This window comes from Vreelandella alkaliphila, assembly GCF_016107625.1.
Taxonomy (GTDB): Bacteria; Pseudomonadota; Gammaproteobacteria; order Pseudomonadales; family Halomonadaceae; genus Vreelandella; species Vreelandella alkaliphila.
Window position 1 is genome coordinate 458913 of sequence record NZ_JABASV010000001.1, and the last position, 25000, is coordinate 483912.

The window sequence follows — 25000 nt, forward strand, 5'->3', positions numbered from 1 at the left end:
GTCTTGAAGGTATTAGCCAGGAAACGACTTATGGTCTACGCGCGCCTCATTCTGATGCGGCTGTTTAAAGCCGTGATTGTGCTGTTTTTAATCGTTATTTTTAACTTCCTGCTGATTCAGTTAGCCCCCGGTGACCCGGCCGCGATTCTGGCTGGCGAAGCGGGTGCCGCGGATCAGGAGTTTCTTAACCAGCTGCGCGAGCGGTTTGGACTCGATCAGCCGATGTACGTGCAGCTGTGGCGCTACGTGTCGGGTATCGCCATGCTCGACTTTGGCTACTCCTATCGGCTTGGTGTGCCCGTCTTTGATCTGATTATGGATCGTTTGCCCGCCACGCTGCTGCTAACCGGCACGGCGTTTGTGCTCTCGCTGGTACTCGGCATTGTGGCTGGCTCCATGGCGGCGGCGCGGGTTAAAAAGCCCTCTGGTTCACTGATTATGGCGCTAGCCCTGGTGTTTTATGCCACACCGCTGTTTTGGGTAGCGCTGATGTCGGTAGTGGTGTTTTCCGTCTACCTCGGCTGGCTGCCCGCTTACGGTCTTTACACCGTTGGCGCGGGGCACACTGGCTTTGCGCTTGTGCTCGATGTCGCTACGCATTTAATACTGCCTGCCACTACGCTGGCGCTATTTTTTATGGCGATTTATACCCGCATGACGCGTACTTCGATGCTCGATGCAGCCCAGCAGGACTTCGTTAAAACCGCCCGTGCGAAAGGGTTAAAGCCTAGCGTCATTCAGCGCCGACACATTCTTCGCAATGCCTTACTGCCGATTATCACTCTGGCAGGCTTACAGGCAGGGCAGATGGTTGGCGGCGCTATTTTGACGGAAACCGTGTTTGCTTGGCCGGGTATCGGACGGCTGATGTTTGAAGCGCTACAACAGCGTGACTACAACCTGCTGCTGGGTATTTTCTTCTTCTCGGCGGCTTTAGTAATTGTCTTCAATATTCTTACCGACTTGGTTTACCGCTTGGCTGATCCGCGCATCAAGGGGGCCTCATGAGCTTTTTCGCACGCTTTGCGCAAAACCGTGGCGCCCTGATAGGGCTGATTATTCTGCTGCTCATTATCGTCATGGCGATTCTGGCGCCGCTGCTATTTCCTGAATCTCCCTGGCGCATGGTTCAGCGGCCCTTTTTACCGCCGCTTTCCCAGGATGGCTATCTGCTCGGCACCGATACCATGGGGCGCAACGTCGCTGCAGGATTAATGCATGGTGCCTGGGTGTCGTTGCTGATTGGCCTGGTATCCACCAGCGTTGCACTGCTGATTGGCGTGCCACTGGGGGCGATTGCGGGGTACTACGGGGGCCTGATTGACGACGTACTCATGCGCTTTACCGAGTTTTTTCAAACCATCCCCAACTTTGCCCTGGCAATAGTGCTGGTAGCGATTATGCAACCCAGCATCACCTCCATTGTGCTGGCGATTGCACTGGTCAGTTGGCCCCCGGTTGCCCGTTTGGTAAGGGCAGAGTTTATGTCGTTGCGGCACCGTGAATACGTTGAAGCGGCTCGCTTAGTCGGCCAAACCAACAGCACCATTATCTTGCGTCAGATTCTGCCTAACACGCTGTCGCCGATTATTGTGCTGGCCTCATTAATGGTCGCTACCGCTATTTTGCTGGAATCGGCGCTGTCGTTTTTAGGCTTGGGCGATCCTAACGTGATGTCTTGGGGCTACATGATTGGCGCGGCACGTACGGTTATTCGCCAAGCCTGGTGGCTAAGCTTTTTCCCTGGTGTGGCGATTCTACTCACCGTTCTGGCGTTGAACTTAGTCGGTGAAGGGCTAGACGATGCGCTTAACCCCAAACTTTCCCGCGAGCGCTAGGAGCCCTTCATGACGGTCACTATTGATTCTAAAAAAGAGAATCCATCAGTTGAAACAGTGCTTAGCATTCGTGACTTAAGCGTGGCACTGCCCAAAGGTGCCGACCGTGCCTTGGCGGTGGAAAACGTTAGCTACGACGTTAATCGCGGCGAAATCATGTGCGTAGTCGGGGAATCCGGCTCGGGTAAATCAATGGCCGCTAACACCGTGATGGGCCTGCTCCCTAAAGGCGTACGCCCCGTTCAAGGTGAGGTTAACTTTCTCGGCCAAGACGTCATCACCCTAACCGAGAAGCAGCATCGCGCCCTGCGCGGCCTTAAAATCGGCATGATTTTTCAGGAACCGATGACCGCGCTTAATCCGTTAATGCGAGTGGGTGCCCAAATCGCCGAGGTGTTTGAAGCGCACGGTCAACTGACCCCGAAACAGCGTCAAGAACGTGCCTTGGAGCTGTTGATTGAAGTGGGTATACCACAGCCAGAAAAAGCCATCAGCGCCTACCCTTTTGAGCTATCCGGTGGTCAGCGGCAACGCGTCATGATCGCCATGGCATTAGCCCTAGAGCCCGTACTATTGATCGCCGACGAACCCACTACGGCGCTGGATGTGACTACCCAGGCGCAGATTCTCGAGCTTATTCGTGACCTAAAGCGCCGCCGTGGTATGGCGGTGATGTTTATCACTCATGATTTTGGGGTCGTGGCTGAAATTGCCAACCGCGTCTGTGTCATGCGCCATGGTAAGATTGTCGAAATCGGCGAAGCCAAAGAGGTGCTGGAAAATCCGCAAAACGCTTACACAAAAGCACTGATTGCCGCCATTCCCAGCAATGCAGTGCCGCCCCACCGTGAAACAAGCCAGGTGGCTCCGCTACTCGAGATCAAACAGCTTAATAAAGTCTTTCGTTCACGCGGGGGCTGGTTTAAGCCAGCCCGAGAAGTCCGCGCACTGGATGATATCTCGCTAACTCTGGCCCGTGGCGAGACCATGGGTATTGTTGGTGAATCGGGATCGGGGAAATCCACCCTTGGCCGCTGTGTGGTGCGCCTTGAACACCCAGACAGCGGTGAACTGTTGCTGGATGGCGTTAATCTTTCACAGCTAAAAGGCGACGCGCTGCGTCGTGAACGCCACCGCGTGCAGATGATTTTTCAGGACCCCTACGCCTCGCTTAACCCACGCACTCGGGTCGGCATGGCGATTGCGCAAGGACCTATGGCCAATGGCACACCCAAAGATGTGGCACTCAAGCAGGCAGGAGAACTACTTGATCTTGTGGGCCTTGGCGCAAGCGCCGTGGAGCGCTTCCCCCATGAGTTTTCCGGCGGACAACGCCAGCGCATTGGCATTGCCCGTGCGTTGGCGCTAAACCCTGAACTGATTGTCGCTGATGAAGCTGTTTCAGCGTTGGATGTGTCTATTCAAGCCCAGGTACTGGAACTGCTTGAAGAGTTGAAGCAACGGCTTTCGCTTTCACTGCTGTTTATTACCCACGATTTACGCGTCGCCGCGCAAATTTGCGACCGCATCGTGGTGATGCAGCATGGCCGTATTGTTGAACAAGGCAGCGCTGAACAAATATTCCTTCAGCCGAAAGAGGCCTATACCCAGTCACTGCTTGATGCGATTCCTGGTCGTCAAGCGCCAGTGGCGGCTACCGCCTAATCGCTGAATTTCAACCTATTTACCAAGGAACACCCATGCAGATAACCCTGGAGGCGCTGCGCACACTTGTTGGTTCTGCCCATGTGCTCACGGGCGATGATGTCACTAGTCGCCGTGTTGACTGGATGACCGGCGCGCCCTGCCAAGCAGGCGCCATCGTGCGTCCGGCAGACACCGAACAGTTAGCGGCTGTCATGCAGGCATGCCATGCGCTTAAACAGCCCGTCGTGACCCACGGCGGCTTAACCGGTTTGGTCCATGGCGCGGAGGCGAGCCCAGAAGAACTGGTCATTTCCCTGGAGCGCATGACCGCTATCGAAGAGATTGATCAGGTCGGCGGTACGATAACGGTGCAAGCGGGCGCCCCCCTTCAGCGGGTTCAAGAAGCCGCTAACGAGGTAGGTCTGCAGTTCCCGCTGGATTTAGGCGCACGTGGAAGCTGTACGATTGGCGGCAATATCGCCACCAATGCTGGCGGTGTCAGGGTGATTCGCTACGGCATGATGCGCCAGCAAGTACTAGGGCTTGAAGCAGTGATGGCCGACGGGCGTGTTGTCAGTTCCATGAATCGCATGCTGAAAAACAATGCAGGGTTTGATTTAAAGCAGCTATTTATTGGCAGTGAAGGCACCCTGGGGATTATTACCCGCGCCGTGCTGCGGCTTCAGCCGCCTACCCCTAGCGAACAAACGGCACTGGTGGCGTGCCACTCGTTTGACGCGCTAACCGGGCTATTAAGCCATATGGGCAAAGCGCTTGGGGGTGGCCTGGGGGCGTTTGAGGTAATGTGGCAAAACCACTATCGCCTGCTCACCGAAACACTGGCGAGGCACACGCCCCCGATTCCACCAGAGCACCCCTTTTATGTGATTATCGAATCACTCGGCAACGATGAAATTCACCATGCAGAGCAGTTCCGCGAAGCGCTTGAACAGGCATTTGAACACGACTTAATCGTCGATGCGGTGATTGCCCAATCAAGTGCACAAAGCGATGGTCTCTGGGCGATACGAGAAGATATTGAAGGGCTCATTAAGGGGTTGGCCCCCATCTTCACCTTTGATGTCAGCCTCCCCATTGCCGATATGCAGCGCTATACCGATGCATTAGAGAAGCAACTGGTACAACGCTGGCCAGATGGCCGCCTAGTGGTATTTGGCCACCTTGGCGATGGCAACCTGCATATTTCTGTTAGCGTTGGCAGCGATGCGCCAGAAGAGCGCCACGCGGTAGAAACACTGGTTTACGAGCCACTTAAAGCGCTGGGAGGCTCTGTTTCAGCAGAGCATGGCATTGGTTTGGAAAAACGCCCCTGGCTTAGCACCTGCCGCTCTCAGGCGGAAATTGAATTAATGCACACACTGAAGCAGGCGTTTGACCCACACCAGTTGCTTAATCGCGGTAAAATTTTGAGCTGAAAATTTTCACTATTAGGATATCGATATGCCCTCCTACCCCCATCATCTTACTGGTGAAGGTCCCCTTAATCCGTTTCCTGGGATTAAAGTTTTGGAGCGCCGCATTGGCCGCGAAATCCCTCATCGATTGGGCTCTAATGAAGGGCTGGACATGCCCCATCGTGCGCTACGTGAACATTTTGGCGATGCTGTCGCCGAGCATGTGTATTGTTACGGCGATGCGGAAGCTCTCGGCGTTCGTCAGCGACTAAGCGCCCAGCAGGGTATACCACTCGATCACTTGCTGGTGGATGCCGGCGCCGATAGCCTAATCGCGTTAGCGCTACGCACCACTTGCACACCGGGCGACACCGTGGTTAGTACGGCGGGCACTTACCCAACCTTTGGTTACTTTGCGAAAGGCCAGGGTTGCCACTTAGTAGAACCTAGCTATGTTGAAGCCCCTGGCCTACTGGCCCCTGATTTGGAAGCGTTAGCGGCAGCAGCACACCAGGAAAATGCCCAGCTGGTTTATTTAGCCAACCCCGATAACCCTAGCGGCCATCTGCATAGCGACAGTGCCATTCTCAAGCTGCGCGACGCACTGCCGGACACCTGCTGGCTGCTGCTGGATGAGGCGTATGGCGATTTTCGTGATGACGCCAACAGTGACTTCGCTGCCAAGGCACTTCCAGGTGTCATTCGCCTACGCACTCTGTCAAAAGCCCACGGTTTAGCAGGCTTACGCATTGGCTATGCGATTGCTGACCCTGATGTGCTCGCCTTGATGATGAAGGTGCGCATTCACTACGCGGTATCCACCTTTACCCAGGCAGCCGCAGAAATCGTGCTCGATCACCCAGCTGAAGTCCACCAACATATTGCGGAAGTAAAAGCACGCAGGGAACAGTTAGCGGCTCATTTCCAAGCACTGGGTGCCGACGTACTGCCTAGCGCCACCAACTTTATCGGCATTCGCTTACCAACTGCCGAACTGGCCGAGCGGGTAAACCGTGAGCTACTGGAAGCAGGCCGTTTAATCGCCCGCCCCGCTCACCCGGCACTTGGTCATGTCTTACGCATTACCGCCGTCGCGGATGCTCTGGAACCAGGGCAGCTAGCGATTCTTGAGCAGGCCATTAAAGAGAATGCCTGACGGCTGTCAGGCATTCTTCAAACGTTAGCGAATAGCGGGCAATAAACCTAAGCGGGCGTTAACCAGTGCTTGAACGCGGCCAGCTCGCCACGCACCGCTTGGCGATACAGGCGCTGCAAGCGCGCGGTCACACTGTCGTCCGGTATCGGCGCGTCAACTGCCAGCGCACCCGCCCTTACCCCGATGCGGCGGCCATCCAGTTCACGCAGAGGAAGAATTTCCGCAGCGGTACCGGTTAAGAACGCTTCATCAGCGGTATACAGCTCATCGCGAGTGATGCGCCGTTCGCGCACTTCAATGCCCAGCGCCTCGCGGGCTAACTGGATCACGCTGTCGCGGGTGATGCCCTGCAAGCAGGACGTTACTTCAGGCGTGTGCAGTACACCATCGCGCAATAAGAAAACATTAGCGGCGGATGCTTCGGCCACATAGCCTTCCGGATCGAGCATGATGGTTTCATCAAACCCTGCTTTCACGGCGGTATTCAGCGCCAGCATCGAATTCACATAATGACCGCTGGTCTTGGCACGGCACAGGCTGATATTGACGTGGTGGCGCGCCCAGGAAGACGTCAGCGCACGTAACCCACAGCGAGTTGCCTGCGGCGACAGATACGGCCCAAGGTCCCAGGCAGCAATCATCACATGGGTGCTTAATCCTTTGGCCCGTAGGCCAAGGCCTTCCGCGCCAAGAAAAACCGTTGGCTTGAGATAAGCGTTCGTTAGCTGATTTTTACGCAGGCACTCCTGCTGAGCTTCGATCAGCGCCTCTTCGCTAAAAGCGATCGGAATATCTAAGGAGTGGGCGCTCTCTGCTAAGCGGCGGGTATGCTCAGCCACGCGAAACAGTGCCGCTCCTTGCTCCCCTTCATAGGCGCGCACACCCTCAAAGCAGCCCATTCCATAGTGCAGCGTATGGGTAAACACATGAACCTTGGCCTCTCGCCACGCCAGCCATTCACCATCCTGCCAAATCCAGCCATCACGATCATAAAGCGGTGTCATTGCGTAACTTGCTCCCACTGTTGGCGCCAGCCGTCGACTAGCGCTTGCTGGTGCGGTTGTAAGGCTTGATATCCCCAGGCAGCAATTTCATCGTTTTGCGGGTCGGGGACACTAATGGTGCTACCTGCCAAGGTTTGAATAACGCTATGTCCGCATAGCGGTACATAGCCTTCTGAGTAACCACCTTCATGGACGAAGACCAGCTTCCCCTGACAGCAACGGGCGGCAAGTGCTTTTAGCTGTGCGGTCATTTCGGCAAACGCGGCACTGTTGAGCAGCATCTTGCCTAGCGGGTCTTTGGCACAGGCATCATAGCCACAGGCCACTACGATTAAGTCTGGGTTAAAAGCTTCCAGTGCTGGCAACACCAGCGACTCCATCGCATAACGATAAGCGCCCAAACCACAGCCCGGCGGCAGCGGCAGGTTAAGATTCGCCCCTAGCCCCTCGCCTTCTCCCTGCTCTTCAAAACTGCCTGTATCAAGGGGATAGTTCGCGGCTTGGTGAACGGAAACGGTGAACACCTCAGGCTCGGCGTAAAACGCCGACTGCTGGCTATTACCGTGATGCACATCCCAATCAAGAATCGCTACCCGCTTTACTTGCCCCAAGGCTCGGGCACGCATCACCGCTACCGGGATATTGCCCAGCAAACAGAAACCACGCCCCTGATCTGCCTCGGCGTGATGCCCCGGAGGGCGGCAAAGCGCATAAGCGTTATTAACATGCCCAAGCGCCACGTCCTCTACCGCTGCGACGGCAAGCCCCGCGGAGTGCCTTGCGGCGGCCCAGCTGCCAGGTGTAAAGGGCGCGCAGTCACCGCCATTGCCACCGCCACTCGCATCGGCTTCCTCAAGCATTTGCAGGTAACGTGGGGTGTGAAAGCGCAGCAGGTCTTGCTGCGCGACAACGGGTGGTTTGACCACCCTCAGTTCATCTATCAGACCGCTGACTTCAAGAATATTCTTCAGTCGCCGCTTGCTTTCGGGGCTTTCCGAAGCAGGCTGCGGCTGCAGAAATTCACCGGGAGCAGAAAAAACACCAATGGCACCCTGGTCGTGCCAAAAGCAGCGTTCGTGCCAGTAAAACCCTGTCTTACTCATTGAGCATCTCTCAACTTCTCTGATAACCGCGCATAAAGGCGGCAAGGTTAGCGCTTAGCTGCTCAGTCGGATAGCCGCCCTCTTGAATCACCACGGTGGGCTGCGACAAACCGCTCAACAGCTCACCCAATGCCACAAAGGCTTCGGTTTCCACGCTTAACCCGGCAAGCGGATCATCCTTGTGGACATCCAGCCCCAAAGACACCACGACCGCCTCTGGCTGGTAACGGTTGAGTTGCTCAATCAGCGTGGCCACCGCGTTAAGATAGGTCTCGCCATCACTGCCCAAGGGCAAAGGCAAGTTGACGTTGGCACCTTCACCCTCTTCGCACCCTATCTCGTCCACGCTCCCCCAGAAGAAGGGATAAAAAACGCTTGGGTCGACGTGTACAGAGCCAGTCCAGACATCCCCGCGGGAGTAGAAAATATCCTGAGTACCGTTACCGTGATGCAAATCCACGTCAATGATCGCTACTTTGGCAAATTTCTCACGCAGCACGCTGGCAGCCAGAGCAGCGTTATTCAACAAACAGAAGCCCCCCGCGTTATCCGGCCCCGCGTGATGACCCGGTGGGCGGCATAAGGCATAAGCGCGAGGGGGATAGGCGAGCGATGCACCACTCATCACTTCCTCCGCTGCAGCCACGGCTGTCGCAGCCGAGGCTAATGCCCCTTGGAAGCTTGTTTCGCTTAATGGGCAGGCCATATCGTGCAAATGCCAGCCCGCCTGGCCAACTGGGTGGCTCGGGTAGTGGCTCGCACCACCGCAGGGGTGAACGTTCGGTGCCACCAGCGCCGCTGCATTAGGCAGTGCTTGCCAACGCTCATAAATCGTTTCCAAAAAGCGTAAATAGCGCGGCGTATGAATCTGCTCAAGACGTTTACGCAGCATCGGCGAGTCAGTTTCACTAGGTGCCGTCAGGCTCAAACCAGCCGCGGCCAACCCTTTGCTTAGCAGCTCAGCGCGCACCGGCCCTTCCGGTGATGGTGCTGGCTGTCCACGCAGCAGAAAGGTCGGCGGCGCATGGTAGTCCTGGTCAGGGTGGTAGAAGCACTTCATGTGTTGCACATCCGCCTTTTAAAGTAGTGAGGGAATCCAGGTTGAAAGCGCTGGAAATGCCGCTAACAGCACAATAACGCCAATAAAAGCCACATAAAATGGTAGTGATGCCACAATGGCCCGCTCATAAGGCACTTCGGCTATTCGGGCCGCCGTCATCAACGTCATCCCCACTGGGGGCGTCACATTGGAAACGTTAAGCACCACAATCATCAATATGGCGAAATGCAACGGGTCAAAACCCAGCTGAATCATGGCTGGCACAAGTACGGGCGCAACCACTACGAGCGCAGGTAACACGTCCATTACCGTACCAATCACCAACAGTAGTAAGCACACCAGCATTAACTGTAGGAAGGCGGCATCACTGAAGGTGGTAATAAGCCCGGCAGCGTCTCTGGCAATCCCTGAGCGTGTTACAAACCAGCCCAGTACCGCCGAGGTGGCAAGCAAGAAAAACACCACCCCAGAGAAGCGTACGGTCACGACCAGCGCATCCCAAATTTTTCGCCAAGTGAGATTCCGATAAAATACGACGCCAATCACGATGGCATACACCGCCGCAAACCCAGAGGCTTCAGTGATGGTGGTTAAGCCCGACAGAATGCCACCCAGAATAATCAGCGGCACCACCATGGCAGGCAGCGCAACCACAAACGACATCAGCGCTACTTTAAACGGCGTGGGCGCCTGTTTGGGATAACCCCGTTTCCAGGCTAGGAAAAAGCTCACGCCGAGCAGCGCTAAAGCCATCAACAGCCCAGGTACAATGCCACCCGCGAAAAGGTCGATCACCGAAATATCACGCAGCAACGTTGCATACACCACCATCACCACACTGGGTGGAATAATCGGCCCAATAATCGATGAACACGCCGTAACGGCGGCCGCGTACTCGGCGTCGTAGCCCTGCTTTTTCATTTCGGGAATCATGATTTTGCCGATTGCCACGGTGTCAGTAACAGCGGCACCGGTTAACCCGGCAAAAAACACCGATACCGAAATATTGACGTGGGAAAGTGCACCACGAACACGGCCAAATAACGAATTATTAAACGCAATCAGCTTATGGGTTAGTCCGCCCTGATTCATTAGTTCGGCGGTAAAAATAAAATAAGGCACCGCAATTAACAGAAACCCAGAGACCCCTGAAAACATTCGGTCAGCAATGATGCCGAGCATGCGTTCTCCACCCAGGGAGAAACCACCAGCCAGCCCGGACATGGCCATGACGACCGCCACGGGAGCCCCAATAAACAGCAACAGCACAAATACAATAATCGTAGGCGTCATGGTCGGGTCTCCCCTTCAGAACTCTCAAGAAGCTCATCGATCACCTCATGCTCGCTTGTAAAGTGCTCAAGCAGTGCAAAGCCATGAACGAGATGCAGCAACATAATCAGGCCGCTGATAGGAACAACAATGGCCGTCACTTTGCTAGGAATGCGGATTTGATCCGACACCATGTAGACCTGAGTCGCGTTGGTGAAGTAGCCCCAGCCATACCAAGTAAGCATGAGTGCAAATAAGCCGAGGACTGCCAGACACATCACCGCCGCTATTTTCACCATGATTTTGGGCAGGCTACGCACTAGCAGCGTCATCGCTACATGCTCGCCATAGCGAAGTGAAATGGTCATGGAGAGAAAGCCTATCCATGGCAAAAAAAGCCGAGCCAGTGAATAGGTCCAGCTCAGCGTGCTGCCGGTAAACAGCTTGTAGAGAAAGGCGGTAAAAGAAATACCCAACATCGATAAAATACAGCCAACGCACAATACAATCGCCGCCTGATTGATGTGATCGCTTAGGCGGCGTAACGGGGGTAAAACGCTCATGGTGATTCCTCACGCTGAGGCAGCCTTTCTACCCCAGCGTTTGTCCGTCGCTAAGTCTTACTGGCCGTATATGCGCAGATCATCATCTGCAAGCTGCTGACCAACCCGCTCGACTTCGTCAAGTAGCCCCTGCACTCGGGCTTCATCCATACCGAAGTCATCGACAATCCACTCTTTCCAAGCGGGTCGAGCAACCTCTGCCATGCGTTCCCGCTCGGCATCAGGCATCAGGTAGCAAGCTTCAAAACGTTCGCAGGACTCTACCCAACTGGCGGTGGCAAGCGCACCAGACATACCGTGGCTCAGTTGAATCGCTTCGCGGGCAGAGCTGATTAACGCCTGTTGATGCGTTTCCGGTAGCGACTGATACCAGGATTCACTGACGACCCAAGGAGCACTGTTGTACACATGCCCTGTCAGGGTGGTGTAGTCCGTTACCGCATCAAAGTTGAACGTGGTATTCAGCACAGGAGCGTTGAACTGGCCATCCGCTAGCCCCGTTTCAAGGGCAGTAATCAGCTCACCCCAAGGGAGGGGCGTGGCAGAAGCACCAAGTGAGCGCATGATAGCCACGTGAGCGGGGTTCTCTTCGGTACGGATATTGAGCCCTTCGAGATCCTCCATGGTCTCAATCAAGCGCACGTTGTTAGTGAAGGCCACAAAACCACCGCCATCATCGAACGTACCTAAGTAGCGCATATTGGCATCTTCAACGGTGCCGGACATGAAGTCAGCAAACCATTCGCTGTCAAAGAAGCTCCACGCTTGGCGCCAGCTGGTAAACAAGAAGGGTGCCGTTACCGCTTGGTAGTCGCCATAAAACGACGACATTGCACCCGCTGACATAATGGTCGATTGCAGGGTACGACCACCCTGCACTTCTGAGCCGTTTTCTACTTCAGAACCTAACTGACCACCACCAAAAATAGAGACCTCAAGGTCTCCATCGGTGCGCGCTTCCACAAGGTTTTTGAAATGCACCAGGGCAGGATAGATTTCGTTATTCTTCATATCCTCTGGAAGCTGTGTGGCGATGACCATTTCATAGGACTGCGCCTGGGCGGTGGCACTGGCAATAGCCAGTGGCAGAGCCGCCATGGCAGCGAATAAAAAAGACTGTGTAGGTTTCATAACTTACCTCGTTTTGGTTATTAGCTGGTTTGCGTTATGACTGGCGTTTCCACTCGTAAGCGATCGTTTTATTATCGTTATTGTTAAAGCCGTAGAAGGCGAACGTGACGGCTCCCTGTTAGCTACTCGGCTCTCTGTTAGTTACTGGCTGTTAGCTACTGGTTAATGGCCTCCCACACTTCAATGGCCGCGGCTAAGTCTTCAAGCGATGCGCCAACTGACTTAAACAGCGTGATGGCCTCTGCAGAGCGCCGACCTGGCTTAGTTCCCGCAAGCACCTCAGCAAGCTCTGCCTTGATATCCTCGAAACGGAACGCGCCTTCATCGATTGCCTGAAGAATATCGCCGGCTTCGCCCTTAGCCCCTGCATAGGTGTCCACAAATACGACAGATCGACGCAGGCACTCAGCATCGGTTTCGCGCATTTGGGGGCGGAAGGCGCCGATAAGGTCAACATGCGTGCCCGGTGTTAACCACTCACCTTTAATTAGCGGCTCTGTGGAGAGCGTGACGCAGCTGACAATATCAGCCTGTACAACCGCGTCTTGCAGATCACTAACGACCTGGGTGTCAAATCGGTCGGCATAGGCCTCGGCGATAGCAGAAGCCTTTTCAGGGTTCCTGCCCCACACCAACACACGTTTGATTGGTCGAATGCTGGCATGGGCTTCAATGACCATAGGGGCCAACTTGCCAGTTCCCACCACCAATAGCGTTTCCGCCGCCTCGTTGGCTAGTGCTTGTGCCGCCAAGGCAGAGGCAGCAGCTGTGCGGCGGCGCGTTAGTTCGCTACCATCAATGCACGCTAGTGGTTGGCCGTGTTTACCTTCACTAAGCAAATACAGCCCTGAAATAGCAGGAATATTGTGCTGGGCGTTCTGAGGAAAGACGTTGACCATTTTGACGCCGATATAGCCTGCTGGCTCCCAGGCAGGCATCAGCAGCATGGTGGCTTCACCGTCGGGGCGATGCATCGCGTGATGATGGCGTGGCGGAGATTCAACGCCGTTCACAAAGGTGGTATGTAGCCGCTTAATCAAACCTTCCCAGGTTAGATAGCGTTCCACTTCCGCCGCAGACACAACCCGCATATCAAGCCTCCGGCAGCGCAGCAACAACCATGATTTCTACTTTCCACTCCGGCTTGGCAAGCTTGGCTTCAATCGCTGCACGTACAGGCGGGCGTCCAGGCACTACCCAGGCATCCCAAGCAGCATTCATTTGGTCAAACTCGGCCATGCTGGTGACCCAAATTTGCGCCGAGATAAGCTGCTCTTTCGAGGTGCCTGCCTGGGCTAACAGTTGGTCAATGCGCGCGAGCACTTGCTCGGTCTGGCCACGCATATCAGCCGTTGCATCACTGGGCACTTGGCCAGCGAGATAAACGGTGCCGTTGTGAATCGCGACTTGGCTCATGCGGGCATTGCTGTCTTGATAGGTAACGCTCATGGTGTCTCTCCAAGGAAAATGAGGTTCCTCTTGAGACTACGATGATGATGAGCGACGTGCTTGCCCGAAACTCTGGCAAATTTGCCCGTAAGTGTTGTAACTCATCGAGCTATGATTTCTGTTTGCCAAGCTAACGGTCTGAGGAGGGGGCAATTTCAAAGTAACGCCGATAGGCGCGAGAAAAGCTTCCTTGGTCACGGAAGCCAACCAGCATGGCAATATGGCCCAGGCTTAGTGCGCTGTGCCGAACCAACGTACGGGCGTGTTCAAGCCGTCTGCGCTGAACATATGCTAATGGCGTCACACCGGTTAGGTCACGAAAACAGGCATGAAAATGCCCAGGGCTTAGCGCACATAATGCGGCTAATTGCTCAACCCGAATATCGTCCGCCAAGTGCTGATCCAGCCACGCATCCAGCCTTTCCAGGTCAAGCCGTTCGCTGATACAGCGAACACCGATCTGGTCAGCAACTTGCTTCGGCTCATCTTGAAGGTACATATACAGCGCTCGAAGCAGCAGCACGGCAATTTCATTTTGCAGCGCGGGGCACTGCTCCAACTGGTTCGTTAAGGCATGGGTCAGCTGATTAAGCGCCGGAGGTACGGTAAAAAAACGTGGTTTGTCGAATAGCCGCTCGATTTCACTGCCTTTTTCCAACACCGCCAAGTGCTTAACAGGAATGTCCAACACCAGCGTGCGGTTACTGCCATCGCCTTGGTACTCATGGTGTCGAGAAGACGGGATCAAGCAGCCACGGCGTGCCGTGACACGCTCGCTCTGCCCTTCCATAGCAAGCTCAGTCACGCCACACGTTGCCAGAATTAACTGGTGAAAATCGTGTGAGTGGGATACCTGTTCGGGGGCTAAATTACGGTTATGCAGCTCAAACTGGACCATGGACGTACCGTTTGGTTCTACGTTGACGATTGCACTATAAAACGGCTGACCATAGAAAAGCGAGAGAACGCTAACGCTTGGCTAACGCTCTCTTTTTGCGTAAAGCAATTTAACTAATGGCTAGTTACAGATAACTACGCTGATCTGTAAAAAGCGGTAGCTGCTAAGCTAGTCCAGTACCGCTTTGGCAATGTCATTAGGTCATCGTGTTGTAATTGGTATTCCAGTTAACGTTGTCAAAGTCGCCAAGATTAATAGCCTCGAACGACGCTAGCGTGTCTGTATCAAACGCACTGTTTGATAGTGCTTCCACACGCTGCAGCAGCGCATCATCGGCGATGTCTGGCGTATTGCCATCTCCGGCTAAGAGATACACCACGTCACCGGTTTCCAGGCCAAGTTGATCAAGCCAATCAACACCGCTTTCAAATTCAGCGGTCGTGAACACGGCGAAGGCGTCATTAACGTCTAGCGCTTGCACCTCTTCGCTGATCACAAGTCCAGTCCCCTCGCCGCGCAGTGCTGCGAACTCATCGGCGGTCAGGTCAACGCGTAACTCGTCAGCACCTGGCACATCACCGACGCGGAAGTCGGTGATGCTCATCACCTCGCCACCAGGCTGACCATCCACCGTAAAGGTTTGGGCAAGTTGATCAATGCTTCCTCCGACTTCAGCACCCGGCTGATGCTCGTAGCCATTGACCGTAAAGGCAATATTCAGATCCTGCTCATCGTCACTGTTAAGCGGGTCATCAATGACGACAATGCTTGCGGCATCATCGACTAGAAAATCAGCAGGAACCCCACCATTGCCTGCGACATTAAGGGTGTAGATATTGCTGTAGGTATCCTGCACTACCCATGAGGTTAGCGAGGAGAGAGGCACGTCGTTATTTACCGCGCCGTCCAGCAGTGTACTGGCGGTATCAAATAGCTCCTTCGCCGCGCGAACATCCAACAATCCAGCATCAAAAAATGCGCTTTGATCGGTCTCTAACGCGTAATTTTCAGGGATGCTTCCCCCGCTGATGGAGCGCTGTACCAGATCCGCTAGGGGGTAAGACACTGTTAGCCCTGTTTGGTCAAAGTTCTTTAGCTCGCTGAGCACTTCAAAATCTTGATAACCGATCTCATCAGTATTGACGCGTACACTGCTCGCCGCTAATAGTACGTCACTATCGATAGCGTCCATGAGCTGCTGGACACTATCTTCCACCACCCAGTTCAGCAACGTTTCGCGGTCCAGCTCAGCGGCATTGTTGGCACCTGCCACAATGGAGGCGACGGTGGCTAGCAGTTGCTCACCTTCCGCGACGGTTAACGAGGAGGCATCAAAAAGCTGGTCAGCCAGCACTTGGTAGCTACCCGGGCGCTCATCGGTGCTGGCAGGCAATACCTCTCCGGCATTTATTACGGCAACCGCTTCTTGTAAGGAGTAACCCACTTCCACGCTATCGAGCGTCACATTGCCTAGCGCGACAAACGCCTCGTACTGCTCGGCGCTCAGGAGCTCATCAGCTCCCAACTCCAAGCCGATAGTAGTAGCGCCCGTTACCCACGCTTCATCACTCGCCGCTAATAAATCATCCGCCTGAGCCCTGGTAATACTCCACGTTTGCAGCACTTCCACACTGACATCACGGCTGTTTAGCGCACCATCGACAATTGCCTGAACCGACTGATATCGGGCTTGTGCATCAGCAACCGTAGCAAGTGAGAAATTGGGTAGCTCACCACTGTTTGGGGAGATTTCATAGCTATTGGCAATGCTTTCAATCTGATTCAGCGTTAAGTTACTGGTTAAGATAAATCGCACGGGCGTATCGCCAAGCTCAAAATTATCTAACCGTTGTAAACGCTGTAAATCAGCAATCGCTAGAATGTCGTTATTAACTGATACCTGCTCTGCGCCAGTGATATGCAACGGGAATTCAGTGCCAGCCTGAGCCTCTAGCAAGGCAGCTGCCGTATCAACAACCGTCCATTTCAGTAGTGCATTTACTGCTGGCGTGGGCCCATTGGCATTTGCCAGTGCAGATAGTGCTTTATCCACCAACGGTTTAACGTCAGCAGCGGTGAAGGTACCCACGGACAGCTCTTCATCAGCAATGCGATAACCCACACTGTTATCGCTTGGATCTTTATTGAGACTTTCAACACCCTCTTCGTCAATGATCTCTAATGCTTCTTCTAGGGTATACAGCACCTCAATGGGGTCATCGGCATACTGATAGTTACCTAGGGTCGTCAACGACTGATATTGCGCGTAGGTGATTTGATCATCCGTAATCGTGACATTGCCAGCCAGCGTTACGTGGCTCTGATTGATCGCACGAATAACGTTGTCAGCTGTGTCGCTTACCGTCCAGTCAAACAGGGTTTGAACGGTTTCATTGTTATTTTCAAGACCGTTAGCCGCTTCCAATACCGTGCGGATATTTGCCAAGGTGTCGGCGGAGTCTACGACAGTTAAGGTTTCCACCCTGGCTGTCGTGTCATCTAGCAGACTAAAACGCCCTGCTGGTGCGAGCAGATCGGCCTCTTCGGCACGCAGCGCATCGCTAATATCGGCATAGGTTACTGCGGTCGTATCACCTAAGCTAAAGTTGTTCAGCGTCGTATCCAAACGCTCATATTGTGCTGCGGTTAAGGTGAGGTTAGTGACTTGAATGGTATCCGCAAGCTGCAACCCTTCAGGGAGATTAGCCCTTAACTGCGCCTGGATATTAGTGTAGCTATCAAGCACGCTCCAGGTATAAACGCTGCCGAGGTTCGGCGCGTTTTCGGCGCTATCTAGCAGTTGGCGCACAGCGGCCAGATCATTAATAGCAGACTGTGCAGTCAATGGCTGCGGGGCAAATAACGCGCCAGTACTGATGATGTAATTAGCCACGACATCGTCGATACCGACGCTAAACGCCTGTGCTAGCGTGTACTCCACCTGCTCGTCGCCACGCAGGTAGCCGACATTATCGCTTTCAATCGCTAACAGCGCATTGTATTCGCCGATGCTAATCGTTGGGTCGGTGACACGAAGTTCGTCAGCAAGGGCGATATGCAATGCACCCTGCTCAACGGCTAAAATCGCCTCAGCAGTATCATTAATCACCCAGTTGAATAGCTCGTCAGCGTCTAGCCCATCGGCGTTATTGGCGCCGCTTATTATGTCTTCAACACGAGCAAGCTCAGAACTAGCACCAGCAACGCTGAGCTCTCCTGGGCTGTAAACATCTGGTGCAATTTGATAGTTGTCCGCTAGTTCAATGTCGGTACTGATAGCACCTTCTAAGGTATAGCGAACAACCGTGGCGGCCAGTTCAAAGTTTTCTAACATGGCCAAGCGTTCGTACTGGGATTGATTAATTCCTACATTGGCGACACGCACCTGATCCGCCAACATCACGTGATCTTCAGCAATATCACCAATGATAGTATTGGCGTTATCGACCACTACCCAGCTAAATGGCAGGTTTTCGCTCAGTTCAGCACTATTTTCAGCGTTTTTCGCCAACTCGACGACCTGGGTATACGCGTCACGTGCGTCTTCCACGGTGACTTCGCCAGCCTCACGAATCGCCTCTAGATTGATCGCATAATTATTGAGCAGCGAATCACTATTGTCAGCAGCAATGGCGCTTGAAAGGGTGTACTCAACGGTTTCTCCGCTGCGTACGTAATTGCTCTGAAGTCCTGTTAGGGCTTCATACTGTGCCAAGGTAATCACACCATCGCTAACGTTGACGGCATTGGCACGCAGTAAATGGGCAACATCACCCGCATCCAAAATAGCGTCAACCGTATCAAGCACTGTCCAGTTGAAGAGTTGATCGACATTGGGCGTTTCTGGGTTCAGCGCATTCGCCAGAATGTTTTCTACGGTCGCGAGCGTATCTTCTGCTTCCAACACACTAACACTGCCCGCATTAAAGGGCGGCTGTTGGGCGATTTCGTAGTTATCGGCAAGCACGTCAGCAGCGATTGCTTGTGCCAGGGTGTAGCCTACAACGGTGTCGCCTAGCTGGAAGTTATCCAGCGTATTAAGCTGGTCAAACTCATCAACGGTTATCGCACGATCACTAATCGTGACGGGGTTAGCGCCAGCGACGTGGCCATCGTTGATATCCGCAATAATGGCACTAGCACTATCACTGACGGCCCATTGAAATAGCGTCAGTGGCGGTTGATTGTTGGCACCTTCCAAAACACGCGAAACATCGGCAAAGGCTGAAGCGGCTTGTGCGACGGTCACGGTACCGACATTAAGAGGAGCATCGAGATCAATGATGTAGTTGCTGGCCAGCGGTGCTGCATCAAGAGCTTGTGCAAGCGTATAACCTACTTCTGTGGCACCTAGCTCGAAATTGCTCAGCGCATCGAGCTGCTTAAATTGCTCTGGCGTAATGACGGCTTCTGTGACACTGACACGGCGGGCCTCATTAAGCTGCGGGTCAGCACTGGAAGCGTTTATCACGTTGTCAAAACTATCGAGGATGGTCCAGTTCAACAACATCTCACGTGTTAAACCATCATCCCCAGTGTTCAGCGCGCGATCCGTTAACAGCCGTGTTTCATCAATAAGCTCTGCCGCTTCACGCAGGCTTAATTCATTATTAACAAACGGCGTTTCTGGATCTAACGTGTAGTTTGCGGGCATTTCTGCCGTTTTCAGCGCCTCTTCAAGCGTGTAAGGCACCACGGTGCTGCCAAGCACAAAGTTATCCAGCGTATTCAAGTCTGCGAACTGGTCCGGCCGGACCGTTTCATCCGTTAGCGTAACGCGCTCAGCACCTAAAACGGCGGGGCGCTCCAAACCGCCGGTCACCAACACATCTTCGACGCTAGCGCGAATTGACCAAGTGTAAATGTCGGAAAGCTCGATAGGCGCCGTTCCAACATCGTAATCACCTGCTAAGATCTTCTCCACCAGCGCCAAGCGGTCGGCGGCAACGGTCAATCCCAACGTACCCGCAGAGAACGCCTGATCAGGGTTGATCAAGTACTGAGAGGGCAAGTCTCCTTTTTGCGCAAGATTAACCGCGGTTTGAAGCGTGAGATAAGGAAGATCAGCGCGAACATCAATCGTATTAGAAAGATCGCTGTTGGGGTTTTGAACCGCTTGTTGAGCATCGCGAAGTGGGTTGCTGTCGCCGTCCCGATAAGCATCAAGATTAACGTCTGCCCCGGCGTTATCAATAGCGTCTAGCGCTTGTTTTACCTGACCGGCAATAGAAGGCAGCCCTAATGCATCAGCCATTTGCTGATTGGTCAGCTCACGCCCCGCTTCATTGGCTTGATTGAGTGCGTTGGCAAGTAGTGAAAGCGCGTCGCTACTGCTAATGCCCGCACTGTCGGCCATCGCTAGCAAGCCAGCAACTTTAACACCCGCGACAAGCAACTCAACGCTAGCGGATTGATCGCCCAGTGGATCGGTAGTCAGCAAATCAACGCGTTCATCTAATCCCAATGCAGTTTTAATGACACTTTGTGATGTGGCGTCGTTAATATCGAACTGCGCTGATAACTGAACCATCATGGTGGTCAACGGCGTGATCACCGTGGCATCTTCTGGCGCTCGCAACACCCCGTTGAACGGCAGCCCAGTGGCAATATCAACGCCACCTGTGGCCGTCAAGATACCGCTGCCCTGCAGGCCACTGAAGAAACCGCTATTGTCGGTTTCCACTTGATTAGCATTGACGGCACGAGTAACGGTGGCACCAGCAATATAGCCATCAATCACATAGCCGCTGGTCGTAGTTGGTTCTGGTGCAGGCGGTGTTGAGGAATCACCACCTCCCCCGCCGCCGCCGCCACCTGCTGCGGCCGCACCTAACGCCAACGCCCCACCACCGAGGTAAAGCCAGGGAGGAATATCGCCAAAAGAGCTAACTGGGGTGCTGCTACCGCTTGTGGCATTTGCATTACTTGGCGTGGTTTCGCTGCCGCTAACGCTAGGTGAAAAAGACGCACTAGGCACAAAGAGCAGCGTGCCAAAGTCAGTGCTTTCTGCCACACCTTGCTGCAACGCACTGCTCGGGCTGATTAACAAAAGATCACCCTGTTGAACCACGGCGCCACGCTCCACGAGCAACAGCGAGCCATCTGCGCGGGTAATCATTACATTACCATCAGGCAACAGCTCCCAGGTCTGCACATTGGGCAACTGGCTTAACGGCACAAGAAGGCCGCTGTCGGCATCCAACTTTTCCATGAGCGCTGTGATATCGACCACCACACGGCCGCCCTCAAGTTCAACATCAGCAGCCGCTAGATAAATACGTTGGCCGTTATCCATTACCAATGTCAGGCTGCCATTAGGCTGGCGAATAACCTCATCAACCCCTTGCAGGTCATTAACAGCGACCATGTCATCAGCCATCGCCTGCTGAGCCATCAGCGGCAGTACTAGCGTTGCCGCCATTCCACCACGCTTCAACACTTTTTGGTTTTTCGCCATCCAACGGCGAACGAAAGCAAGGCGTGCCTGCGGATCAGTCGGTATTTCTATGCGCGCCACACCCTCTTGGGTGTCAGCGAACGCTTGCCAGTCGCCCTGTGAGTCCACTGAACTCACCCTGACGCCATTGAGCAGGTGGCCGTTCATCACGCCAGGCTGGGTCGACTTAAGAATATCGGCTGATGATATCGCCATTGAGCACTTCTCCACTGAAAGTTCGCAGGCGCTTGGCGCCTAATCGTTTTTATATCTGGTTGGCGTATATCGCCCACACGCCTGCACGTACACTGTGCTTATCAGACGCATTAGAAAAATAGGCCTAAGTATTCCACAAAGAAGTATTAGCCAAACCCTGAAAAAGGCTGGTTATATAGCGGTAACAGAGCATTAGACGCATCGCCACCACTGAAACGCGGTAGCACGCAATGGAATCAGCCGAAAAGAACGGCCAGATGAAAAGAGATCGTAAAAAGCAGACTTCCCCCCCTCATTAGCTCTCAGCCCGCTGCGATATGCTTTTGGGGAAGCGAATGTCGGCTTTTCAATGGGAGCTGTATTCAGCAAGCTTTCATGAATTACTATGCAGTAATGGCCAATTAACTCCGAGAGATATCGTCAATCACTAACCTGATTTGATCTCGCAACCAACTCAGTCCGACATCCTTGTCCGTCCATATCGCCCAATTCATAGTTACCGGTGGGAAATTAAGTGAAATCGGCATTTCACAAAATGCAAGCCCGAATAACGGTGCATACTGCACGGCAATCCTTCTAGGCACTGTTGCCACGACAGGTGCATTGCGTGCTGCAGCAAGCAGCGGCATAAAATCAGGCGCCGCTAAGATGACATTGAGCTCTATTCCCAATGCTTCCAAAGCATCACCAACACAGCCCGCGACATTTGCCGTCTGGGACAGAACAGCATGCCGTGCGCCAAGATAATCGTCACGCGATAATGGCGGTACCAATCGACAGAGATCGGCATTAAAGCAGCATGCTATGTTAGATTCGAACAGGACCTCTCCTAGATGACGAGACTGTTTACAGCCAATAGCCAAATCAATTTCGCCCGAATCCATCATCATATCCACTGTTTCGACCGTAATCGCACGGCTTAGCAGCCGAACCCCCGGTGCCGTTGATTGCAACCGATCCATCAAGGCAGGTAGCAGAACCATCTCCATTTCACCGGCAATACCCACCCGAAAAATCCGGTCTGCTGTTTGCGGCTCAAAACTATCCGATGACTGAAGCGCATTTTGCGCCTGTGTCAACGCTACTCGCACCGGCCCAGCCAGCGCTCGGGATTTGGCCGTTGGCTGCATTTTCTGCCCGACACGAACGAAAAGATCGTCCTGCAATAACATCCGCAGTGTCGATAAATTATGACTCATTGCCGACTGACCAATACGGAGTTTCTCGGCAGATTTGGTGACACTCAGCTCTTGCATCATTGCGTCAAACGCGACCATAAGATTGAGGTCGAAGGAGCGTAAATTGAAATGATCAATATTATCCATGATTGGCATCGATTTGATTGCTGACCAATGGGAATATACCTTTTCCTCATGGCGTTACAAACCGCCGGTTGAATTCTGGCCTGTTGATTGATTGAGAGAGGGTGTTTTTATGCTGTCACGCAGAGATATGCTTAAAGGTTCGCTTGCTGCTATGGCCGTTGGTGCAGCCGCCAGCACCGTTTTCATCCCATTACACGCTGCAGCCAGTGCACCGCTAGTTGGCACGCAGGCGCCAGGCTATTACCGCTTAATGGTGGGTGATGTCGAAGTCACCGCACTCTCGGATGGTACGGGCCTGTTTCCGATCGCCGACCTTTACCTGAATATCACCCCCGAACAGGCTCGCACAGCACTTGCCAATGCGTTTCAAGGCACGCCAACCCATCTGTCAGTTAATGCCTATCTGCTGAATTTCGGTGATCGGCTGATTCTTCTGGATGCAGGAACCGGTGATCTGATGGGCCCAGCCTTGGGCAAACTGACAAGCAATATCATCGCATCGGGCTATCATCCCGATCAGATCGATGATGTGGTAATTACCCACATTCACCCCGACCATGTCGGTGGACTTGTCCTGAATGGCAACAAAGTGTTTGCCAACGCGATGGTCCATGTACCAAAACTGGATGCGGAGTATTGGCTTAGTGCCGAAAATCGTGACAAGGCCCCAGACGACGCCAAGCAGTTCTTTGATCAGGCGGTCTCGTCAACCAAGCCCTATATCGACAGCGACACGCTTAGAACCTACGACACGGATATGCCAGCCATTCCAGGCGTGATTAATTCAACCCATCGCCCAGGCCATACCCCTGGTCACAGTGCCTTATGGTTTGAAAGCAAAGGCGAAAAATTCGTCTACTGGGGCGATATCACGCATGGCGATGTCATTCAATTCGACGAACCAGGCGTGGCGATTGCCTTTGATGTTGACCCGGACCAGGCTGTCATCACTCGCGAAGCGGCCTTTGCCGAAGCGGTAGCGGAGAAGTACATGGTAGCTGGTTGCCATATCGCATTCCCAGGCATCGGATACGTGGTCGAAGACAGCACGATGTTTGACTGGGTGCCCGTCAATTATCGCGCAGACGTCTGATCTATAGCCATTATTTGCCCATGCACGACAAACGATTGGACGGCGCTGGGCAATGCGGTCACTGCTAAATAATTGCGATCATGCCCTAACCACAACGGTAAACAGACACAAAAAAGGGCTTAGCGATAAATCGCTAAGCCCTTGAATTTGGTGCCGGTGGCCAGACTCGAACTGGCACACCCGTAAAGGCGGCGGATTTTGAATCCGCTGCGTCTACCAATTCCGCCACACCGGCAATGGCTGCGCATTATACGTAGATAACCTCACAGGTCAATCACATTGACTGACTTTATCTATCTAAAGCGCTATCCTATGCCGCCTGTTTGACCACTGATAAGAGCCATTTCCATGCAGCGCGCGGATTTTCATTTCGAGCTACCCGACGAGCTAATTGCTCGCTACCCTTCTGAGCAGCGCAGCGACTGCCGTTTGCTATGCGTGGATGGCCAGAGCGGCGCGCTTGAGCATCGCCGGTTTCCTGATTTATTTGAACTACTCGAACCCGGCGACTTGCTGGTATTCAATGATACGCGCGTCATTCCAGCACGCCTGCACGGCCACAAAGCTAGCGGCGGTAAAGTAGAAATGCTGCTGGAGCGCCCGTTGGATAGCCACCGTGGTTTGGCGCATATTCGTTCGAGCAAATCGCCCAAGCCAGGCACCGAGTTGATCTTTGAAGGCGACATTCATGCAGTGGTTGAAGGCCGCCGCGATGCACTGTTTGAGCTGCGCTTTTTAGGCGACACACCAATGATTGCGCTGCTTGAAAAGCACGGCCATATGCCACTGCCGCCCTATATCACCCGTGACGATGAGCTGAGTGATCGGGAACGCTATCAAACCGTGTATGCCCGCCGCGACGGTGCAGTAGCAGCGCCTACCGCGGGGCTTCACTTTGACCAACCGTTGCTGGATGCCCTGGCCGAGAAAGGCGTTAACAGTGCCTTTGTGACCTTGCACGTCGGCGCTGGCACCTTTCAGCCAGTACGCGTCGACAACATCCTTGAACACCATATGCATAGCGAGTGGATTGAGGTGTCTGAGACCGCCTGTCAACAAGTGCGTGACACTCAGGCTGCGGGGAAACGGGTCATTGCCGTCGGCACTACCAGCGTGCGCTGCTTAGAAAGCGCTTGCCTGAAAAGTAGCGACGGCCAGATCGCCCCCTACAGCGGCGACACCGATATCTTTATCTACCCTGGCTACGAATGGCGCTGTGTGGATGCTCTGATAACTAATTTCCACCTGCCCGAGTCGACCCTGTTGATGCTGGTCTCTGCATTTGCCGGCTATGACCACATGATGCGGGCATACCGCACGGCAGTTGACGAGCGCTACGCGTTCTTTAGTTATGGCGATGCCATGCTGCTGACCCGCTAAACACGATACGTCCA

Annotated in this window: 18 protein-coding genes and 1 tRNA gene; 7 read left to right on the forward strand and 12 right to left on the reverse strand. The window is 53.8% G+C overall.

Features of this window, described 5'->3' with window-relative positions:
- The first annotated feature begins 30 nt into the window (after window positions 1-30).
- Genes JFC11_RS02060 through JFC11_RS02080 form a run of 5 tightly spaced genes read left to right on the forward strand, consistent with a single transcriptional unit; the run spans window position 31 to window position 6056 of the window.
- Entirely contained in the window at window positions 31-1008 is a 978-nt protein-coding gene (locus JFC11_RS02060; RefSeq protein ID WP_198348613.1) for an ABC transporter permease, read from the forward strand.
- Window positions 1005-1838, forward strand: coding sequence for an ABC transporter permease (locus JFC11_RS02065; RefSeq protein WP_198348614.1), 834 nt, complete (start codon window positions 1005-1007; stop codon window positions 1836-1838). The genes JFC11_RS02060 and JFC11_RS02065 overlap by 4 nt, the downstream gene beginning before the upstream one ends.
- Window positions 1839-1847: 9 nt before the next feature.
- Window positions 1848-3503, forward strand: coding sequence for an ABC transporter ATP-binding protein (locus JFC11_RS02070; protein WP_198348615.1), 1656 nt, complete (start codon window positions 1848-1850; stop codon window positions 3501-3503).
- A gap of 35 nt (window positions 3504-3538) precedes the next feature.
- Window positions 3539-4921 (forward strand): FAD-binding oxidoreductase, encoded by a 1383-nt coding sequence (locus JFC11_RS02075; RefSeq protein ID WP_198348616.1) that lies wholly within the window; start codon window positions 3539-3541, stop codon window positions 4919-4921.
- A gap of 25 nt (window positions 4922-4946) precedes the next feature.
- Window positions 4947-6056 (forward strand): pyridoxal phosphate-dependent aminotransferase, encoded by a 1110-nt coding sequence (locus JFC11_RS02080; protein WP_198348617.1) that lies wholly within the window; start codon window positions 4947-4949, stop codon window positions 6054-6056.
- 47 nt (window positions 6057-6103) lie between these two features.
- On the opposite strand, the gene JFC11_RS02085 is transcribed toward JFC11_RS02080, so the two are convergent.
- The 11 genes from JFC11_RS02085 to JFC11_RS02135 all read right to left on the reverse strand — a co-directional run bounded on the left by JFC11_RS02085 (window position 6104) and on the right by JFC11_RS02135 (window position 22513).
- Window positions 6104-7060, reverse strand: a complete 957-nt coding sequence (locus tag JFC11_RS02085) for a branched-chain amino acid transaminase (RefSeq protein WP_198348618.1) — start codon at window positions 7058-7060, stop codon at window positions 6104-6106.
- Window positions 7057-8163, reverse strand: a complete 1107-nt coding sequence (locus JFC11_RS02090; RefSeq protein WP_198348619.1) for a class II histone deacetylase — start codon at window positions 8161-8163, stop codon at window positions 7057-7059. The genes JFC11_RS02085 and JFC11_RS02090 overlap by 4 nt, the downstream gene beginning before the upstream one ends.
- 10 nt (window positions 8164-8173) lie before the next feature.
- A complete protein-coding gene (locus JFC11_RS02095; protein WP_198348620.1) occupies window positions 8174-9223 on the reverse strand; it encodes a histone deacetylase family protein in 1050 nt (349 codons plus the stop codon).
- A gap of 18 nt (window positions 9224-9241) precedes the next feature.
- Entirely contained in the window at window positions 9242-10516 is a 1275-nt protein-coding gene (locus JFC11_RS02100; RefSeq protein ID WP_038481516.1) for a TRAP transporter large permease, read from the reverse strand.
- Entirely contained in the window at window positions 10513-11058 is a 546-nt protein-coding gene (locus JFC11_RS02105) for a TRAP transporter small permease (RefSeq protein WP_038481514.1), read from the reverse strand. Before JFC11_RS02105 ends, JFC11_RS02100 begins: the two co-directional genes overlap by 4 nt.
- Before the next feature lie 57 nt (window positions 11059-11115).
- The gene (gene dctP / locus JFC11_RS02110; protein WP_038481511.1) at window positions 11116-12189 is read right to left on the reverse strand and encodes a TRAP transporter substrate-binding protein DctP; all 1074 of its coding nucleotides are present in this window, start codon (window positions 12187-12189) and stop codon (window positions 11116-11118) included.
- A 155-nt stretch (window positions 12190-12344) separates the two neighbouring features.
- Window positions 12345-13280: a bifunctional Delta(1)-pyrroline-2-carboxylate/Delta(1)-piperideine-2-carboxylate reductase gene (gene lhpI, locus JFC11_RS02115; protein WP_095602694.1), complete on the reverse strand. Its 936-nt coding sequence runs from the start codon at window positions 13278-13280 to the stop codon at window positions 12345-12347.
- Between the two features lies 1 nt (window position 13281).
- Window positions 13282-13638, reverse strand: a complete 357-nt coding sequence (locus JFC11_RS02120) for a RidA family protein (RefSeq protein ID WP_095602695.1) — start codon at window positions 13636-13638, stop codon at window positions 13282-13284.
- Window positions 13639-13768: 130 nt separating this feature from the next.
- Window positions 13769-14536, reverse strand: a complete 768-nt coding sequence (locus JFC11_RS02125; protein ID WP_038481501.1) for a helix-turn-helix transcriptional regulator — start codon at window positions 14534-14536, stop codon at window positions 13769-13771.
- A gap of 196 nt (window positions 14537-14732) precedes the next feature.
- Window positions 14733-21188 carry a calcium-binding protein gene (locus tag JFC11_RS02130; protein ID WP_198348621.1) on the reverse strand — a complete coding sequence of 2152 codons (6456 nt, stop codon included), beginning with the start codon at window positions 21186-21188 and terminating at the stop codon, window positions 14733-14735.
- 401 nt (window positions 21189-21589) lie between these two features.
- Entirely contained in the window at window positions 21590-22513 is a 924-nt protein-coding gene (locus tag JFC11_RS02135; protein WP_198348622.1) for a LysR family transcriptional regulator, read from the reverse strand.
- Between the two features lie 109 nt (window positions 22514-22622).
- Here JFC11_RS02135 and JFC11_RS02140 point away from each other — a divergent pair, with 109 nt between their 5' ends.
- A complete protein-coding gene (locus JFC11_RS02140) occupies window positions 22623-23606 on the forward strand; it encodes an MBL fold metallo-hydrolase (protein ID WP_120385745.1) in 984 nt (327 codons plus the stop codon).
- A gap of 148 nt (window positions 23607-23754) precedes the next feature.
- On the opposite strand, the gene JFC11_RS02145 is transcribed toward JFC11_RS02140, so the two are convergent.
- Window positions 23755-23841 (reverse strand) — tRNA-Leu (locus JFC11_RS02145).
- A 113-nt stretch (window positions 23842-23954) separates the two neighbouring features.
- Here JFC11_RS02145 and queA point away from each other — a divergent pair.
- A complete protein-coding gene (gene queA / locus JFC11_RS02150) occupies window positions 23955-24986 on the forward strand; it encodes a tRNA preQ1(34) S-adenosylmethionine ribosyltransferase-isomerase QueA (protein ID WP_120385746.1) in 1032 nt (343 codons plus the stop codon).
- Window positions 24987-25000 lie beyond the last annotated feature (14 nt).